Source organism: Butyricicoccus sp., from assembly GCF_050872565.1.
Taxonomy (GTDB): Bacteria; Bacillota; Clostridia; order Oscillospirales; family Butyricicoccaceae; genus Butyricicoccus_A.
The window spans coordinates 1-6,261 of record NZ_JBNMHC010000120.1; the positions used below are offsets into that span (position 1 = coordinate 1).

At 53.8% G+C, this 6,261-nt stretch carries 6 protein-coding genes; all 6 read right to left on the reverse strand.

What is annotated here, in order from left to right:
* Nucleotides 1–542 (reverse strand): tRNA lysidine(34) synthetase TilS (gene tilS / locus ACR0P9_RS06380; RefSeq protein ID WP_432618405.1); only part of this gene is annotated, 542 nt, incomplete at its 3' end.
* Entirely contained in the window at nt 539–1,873 is a 1,335-nt protein-coding gene (gene dnaB, locus ACR0P9_RS06385; RefSeq protein ID WP_432618407.1) for a replicative DNA helicase, read from the reverse strand. The genes dnaB and tilS, both read right to left, overlap by 4 nt.
* Nucleotides 1,874–1,936: 63 nt before the next feature.
* Complete coding sequence (gene rplI, locus ACR0P9_RS06390) at nt 1,937–2,386, reverse strand: 50S ribosomal protein L9 (RefSeq protein ID WP_432618409.1); 450 nt, start codon at nt 2,384–2,386, stop codon at nt 1,937–1,939.
* A gap of 27 nt (nt 2,387–2,413) precedes the next feature.
* Nucleotides 2,414–4,414: a DHH family phosphoesterase gene (locus tag ACR0P9_RS06395; RefSeq protein ID WP_432618411.1), complete on the reverse strand. Its 2,001-nt coding sequence runs from the start codon at nt 4,412–4,414 to the stop codon at nt 2,414–2,416.
* Between the two features lie 146 nt (nt 4,415–4,560).
* The gene (locus ACR0P9_RS06400; RefSeq protein WP_432618413.1) at nt 4,561–5,655 is read right to left on the reverse strand and encodes an acyltransferase family protein; all 1,095 of its coding nucleotides are present in this window, start codon (nt 5,653–5,655) and stop codon (nt 4,561–4,563) included.
* 11 nt (nt 5,656–5,666) lie between these two features.
* The coding region (locus ACR0P9_RS06405; RefSeq protein WP_432618415.1) for an AI-2E family transporter at nt 5,667–6,261 on the reverse strand (595 nt) is incomplete at its 5' end.

Consider the following 6,261-nt stretch of genomic DNA (forward strand, 5'->3'; position numbering starts at 1 on the left):
TCGGTGCACCAATCCTGCCCGCGTTCTATTAAAAACCGTTCGACTTGCTGCCGTTCCACAGCGATGAGCGGACGCACAATATTGCCGCGCACCGGCGGAATTCCCGCCAGACCGGCACTGCCCGTGCCGCGAATCAGATGAAACAGCATGGTCTCCAAATTATCATCCGCGGTGTGCGCTGTCGCCAAATACGGTGCGTGCAGTCTCTCGGCACACCGCGCAAAGAAATCATATCGGATTTCCCGCGCCGCAGTCTCTGCGGACAGCTTTCGCTTTTCCGCCTCTGCAAATACATCGCATCGTTCGGATACGAACGGGATGTCATGCGCTTCGCAGAGCGTTCGGCAAAACGCTTCGTCTGCATCCGCCTGCGCGCCGCGCATCCCGTGATTGAGATGACAAGCACAGACCTGATAGCCCAGCTCCTGCAAGCACAGCACCAAGCTGACGGAATCTGCGCCGCCGGAAAGTCCGCACAGCACGCGCGCGCCATCCGGCAGCATATGATATTGTCTGATCGTATGACGTACCAGCTGTTTCATTCGTGCCTTCGATCCTGATTATAAAACGTGGTGTACTGACCGATCCACTGTAAAAAGACAGAGCCGGTCGCACCGTGTCGGTTTTTGGCAATGATGACTTCGGCGTTGTTTTTCTCTTCGCTCTCATCATCATAGTAATCATCGCGGTAAATAAACAGAACGATGTCTGCATCCTGCTCAATCGCACCGGATTCACGCAAATCCGACAGCATCGGACGCTTGTCCTCACGCTTTTCCACCGCACGCGACAGCTGCGACAGACAAACAACCGGAACATTGAGTTCCTTCGCCATAATCTTCATCGCACGCGAGATCTCGCCAATCTCATTGACGCGGCTCTCATTGCGTTTGCCCGACTGCATCAGCTGCAAATAGTCGATGCAGATGAGGCCGAGATTGTCGCCCAATCGGCGGCATTTCGCCTTGATTTCCGCCACGGTAATCGCCGGATTGTCATCGACATAAATGTGCGTCTTTGCCAGCACATTGGCAGCCCGCGCCATTTTTGTCCAGTCCTCCGGGTCCAAATCGCCGGTCTTGAGCTTCTGCGAATCAATCACGGCCTCCTGCGACAGCAGACGGGATGCCAGCTGATCTTTGCTCATTTCGAGCTGAAACAGCACAACATCTTTGCTCGTGTGCTTCGCCGCATACAGCGCGACATTGAGCGCAAACGCCGTCTTGCCCATGCCCGGACGAGCAGCAATCAAAATCAAGTCGGATTTATTGAGACCCGTCAGCCGTCTGTCCAAATCATGGAAGCCGGTCGGCAGTCCCGGCAGACCGTTTTCGCTCTGGGACAGCTCATCCAGGCGATTGTACACGTCCATAATGACGCTTTTAATCGGAGACAAGCCCTGTACTTCGCGGCCATGCCGGACGGCATAAATCTTTTGTTCTGCCGCTTCCGCGATGTCGCTTGCCTCGCCTGCGCCCTCATATGCCATCGCCTGAATATCTGCGCCCGCCGCGGCGACTTCACGCAGCATACTCTTATCTCGAATGATATGGGCATACTCGCGCACACCGGCAGCCGTCGGCGTGACATCCATGAGCTGTGCCAAGTACGCTCTGCCGCCTGCATCATCGTACAGACCGTTCATCTTCAGCTCATTGAGCACGGTCACGGCATCAATGCGGACAGAATCCGTAAACATCGAGAAAATGGTCTCAAAAATGCGGCGATTTTCCTCTGCATAGAAGTCCTCCGGCCGCAGCAGCTCAATGACCTCCGGAATACACGATGGGTCGATCAGCATAGAGCCAATGACCGCTTGTTCCGCTTCCACCGCCTGCGGCAGCTGCCGCGACAGCAGTTCATCCATCGCCATGCTTGTTCGCTCCTTTCGTGAAAGATGAAAAATCCACCTCCCCGTTAGGGGAGGCTGGATGCATTACTCTACCTCAGTAACCTGAACCTTCAGCTTGCCGACAACTTCCGGATACAGCTTGACTTTCAGCTCATAGGTGCCGAAGCTCTTGATGGCTTCGTCCATGACGATCTTGTTCTTGCTGATCTCGATGCCGTGCTCCTTCTTGAGCTGGGTTGCGATTTCCTTGCTGGTGACAGAGCCGAAGATACGGCCGCTGGTGCCGCCCTTTGCCGTCAGATGTACCATGATGGACTCAAACTTCTTGGCATTTGCCTCAGCCTCTGCGCGCTCCACAGCCTGACGATGCTTCTTGGATTCCTCCGCCTGCTTCATCTGGTTCATGTTGTCTGCGTTTGCGAGAACTGCCAGCTTGCGCGGCAGAAGGAAGTTTCTGCCGTATCCCTCAGAGACTTCTACGAGCTGACCCTTTTTGCCCTGACCCTTTACGTCCTGCTGTAAAATAACTTTCATAATGAAAAACCTCCAATGTTGGTATCGTTATTCGTCGTCTTGTGTGTTTTGATCCAAGTAGGCTTCGATTGCCTTCATGATCTGTTCCTTGGCTCTGAGCCAATCGGTATTTCTCAGCTGCGCACCGGCTGCCGTCAGGCTGCCGCCGCCACCAAGCATCTCGGTGAGCACTTGGACATTGACTGCACCCATGGAACGCGCGGACACCACAATGTCATTTCCATTCGGAAACGCCACAATGCTGGCGCGCACGCCGATGATATTGAGCAGCTCATCCGCCGCCTGCGCCGCTGTCGGCCGCGTGACCGGAAAGTCTGCCACCGCGACAACAATACCGCCCGGTGCATTCTCCGCGCACGAAATGACGCGTTCGCGCTGCATATAATCCTGAAAGGAATTCTGAAACAGCCGCTTGACGGCAATCATGTCCGCACCGGCGCGGCGCAGATACGCCGCCGCCTCAAACGTGCGCACACCAGCTTTAATCGAGAAGCCCTTGGTATCCAGAAAAATACCCGCCAGCAGACTCTCCGCCTCGACGCGGCTGATCGTCTGATTGGGTACCATATATTGCAGCAGCTCACTCACCAGCTCGCTGGCAGAAGATGCCGACGGTTCATGCATATTGACGGCGCAGTTTTCAATATAATCTGCGGCACGTCTGTGATGGTCAATGACAGCGACCTTGCGGAAGCGAGACAGCAGCTCCGGCGCATCGACAAAATCCGGCCGGTTGGTATCGACAACGACCATCAGGCTGTTGCCGTCAATCAGCTCTTCTGCCTCTTCCGGCTCGATAAACACGCCGTCATAGTCGCCGCTCGCCTCTACGCGCTCCAGCAGCGGCATCGCGAGCGTCTGTGCGCGGTGCAGGACAACATGCACTTGTTTTCCTCTGCTGCGCGCGGCGCAGACAACGCCGACAGCGGCGCCCAGCGCGTCAATATCCGAATGATGATGTCCCATGACAAATACCTGCGACGAGTCGCGCATGAGCTGACCCAGTGCATTTGCCATGACACGGGATTTTACCTTGGTTCGCTTCTCGACTTCCTTGGCAACGCCGCCAAAGAACTCAAACGCATACCGGTTCTTGATGACCGTCTGATCGCCGCCGCGGCTCAGCGCCATATCCAGCGCGAGCTGGGCAAACTCGTATTTTTCCTGTAAGGTCTTGCCGTCTCTGCCAATGCCGATGGACAGCGTGGCATTGATGCCCTCGCGCGACACAATAGAGCGCACCGCATCGAGCACAGAGAACTTATCCTGCGTGATTTGCGCCAAATTGCGCTCTTCCATCACGAAAATATACTTATCGCGGTCAAATTTCCGCAGCACACCTTCAATATCTTTTGCCCACTCGGCAATGCGATTGTCAATAGACGCGAGCATGGTTGACTTTTCCGAATCATTGGCATTTTTGACCAGTTCTTCGTAGTTATCAATCGAGATAATCGAGACAACCGGCCGTGTCTCCTCATACTTCTGTCGAAGCGAAATCAGCTCGGTACAATCCAGCCAATACAGCGTCATCAACACGCTGGTGCTGCCGTCCATCGGGCGCACGCGCGAGCCGATCACCATATAATACTTCTCGCCGATTTTGACTTCAGACGGATATACGGATTTGTCCTCTGTCAGCCAAGAGGTGTCAAAGCCCGGAATAATATCCTCCAGCGTCTGCTCGAACAAGCTGTCATGCATGTCGTACACGGAGTGAAACTGCTCATTGCACCAGATGACCTGCCCGTTTCCAATCATGCAGACGGTAATCGGCATCGGAATATCAATAAAGTTCTGTCTGGTCTCGTTGTCTGTTCCGCCGGACAGGCTCTCCAAATATTGTAAGATCTCCTGATTGCGGCGGCGCATGGTCACTACATAATAAATATACAGAATGGCGCAGACTGCCATCTCAAACAACGCCAAAAACAGAGAGAAAAAAGCACTCACGCAGGCGAAGATCAAGAACACCACAAAATACATGCCGAAGCCCGGCTCCAGAATTCTTGCCAGTCGCTTATCCAAGATGCACAGCCTCCTTTCTCGTTTTTCGATGAACGAAAAACCATGATGGCGCACTGCCACCAATACATACTGCATTATAGCAAAACATACCCCATAATGCAATCATCCTGCGCAAATTTGGCGATAAGAAACGTGCAGGAAATCCCTTAATTTTCCTGCACGTTATCGGTTTCTTGTGTTTTTTCCTGTTTTTTTGTCGAACGGAACAGCCACAGCTTCATTTCCTCGATAAAGCGGTCATACGCGCGCACAATCGGCGGCGCACTGAGCAGCCAAGAAAGGAGAAAGGAATACAGCACCAAAAGAATCAGCTGCGGCACGCCGCCCGCCAGCTTTCCCGGATATTTGAGATGCGCAAAGCTCGGCATGAACCAATTGATGATTTTGCAGACAAAGCCCCAATGTCCGACAATCCACAGCATCGGAAACGCGTGCAGCATGTACACGGTCATGCTGCCCTTGCCGATGCTCGTCAGCAAGCCGCGCCTAGAGCACACGATGCGCAGCAGCAAGATGCCGAGCAGCGGCGCCGCCAGATACATGGCGAGTCGAAATTCCATGCCTGCCCACGGCGTCAGCCCCTGCCGCGCATAGGAATTGACGAGCTGAAACGGATGGCTGGAGCCTTTTTTCGTCGGCAAAATATCCGTCATCCACAGCGCGAGAAAGGCTCCCGCGCCCGCGCCGAACCACGCAATCGGGAGCGGGATCTTGCGAATGCGCCCCATCTGCTCCGGCGTACAATAGTATCCGAGCAGATAAAACGGCAAAAAGCAAATGGTTCGCGACAGCGACAAATCCCGCCCAATGCTCGGATCGCCGCCGACCAACAGCGCAACGACGAGCGAAATCGGCAGCAGCCAGCGAATGCGCAGCAGCTCCGGCATCAGCACGCGGATAATCAGCAGTGTCAGCAAAAACCAATACATATTGAGCGGGCGGAGCAGAGTATACTGCATCCCCGGCTCCTGTCCCGCACGCATGAGATAATACAGCGTATTAAACAGTAAAAACGGAATGAGATATTCCGCCCAGGCGGCATCGCGGCGTTTTTCCGCATGTTTTCCAAAATATCCGCACAGGAACAGAAACAACGGCATCTGCACAGCGAGCACGATTGTCCGGATCGTGAACAGCAGCGGCGTCTTCTGTCCCAGCATATCATAGATGTGTACATATACCACGCTGATGATGAGCAGCCCCTTCAGGTTGTCCAGCGCGGCATCTCTTCCCCTTGCCAAACCGGTTCCTCCTATTTGCCCTCCGATGTCGTTTCATCGGATGTCTCTGCTTGCTTCGGAGTCTCCTGCTTATTTTGTTCCGTCCGCGCAGGCAGATGAACCGGATGTCCCTGTTCATCTATGGATTCCAGCCAAGCATAGTCTGTCGCCTGTATCGGCAGATTCTTCTTTCTCAGACTGCGCGCAATGATGTCGCCCAAGATATGTTTGATGACAGCGAACAGCGGCACGCCAATCAGCATACCGACAAAGCCAAACAGGCCGCCGAACAGCAGGATAGAGAACAGAACCCAGAAGCTGGACAAACCGGTGGAGTTGCCCAAAATCTTCGGGCCGAGAATGTTGCCGTCAAACTGCTGAAGCAGCAGGACAAAAATCAGGAAATACAGTGATTGCAGCGGAGATACGATGAAAATGATAATAAAGGATGGAATCGCGCCGATAAACGGGCCAAAAAACGGGATAATATTGGTCACGCCGATAATCACGCTGACCAGCATCGCAAACGGCATGTTCATGATATTGAGAATCACAACGGAAATCAAAAAGATGATGAACGAATCGAGCAGCTTGCCGGTGATAAAGCCGGTAAATGCCTGATTGGCA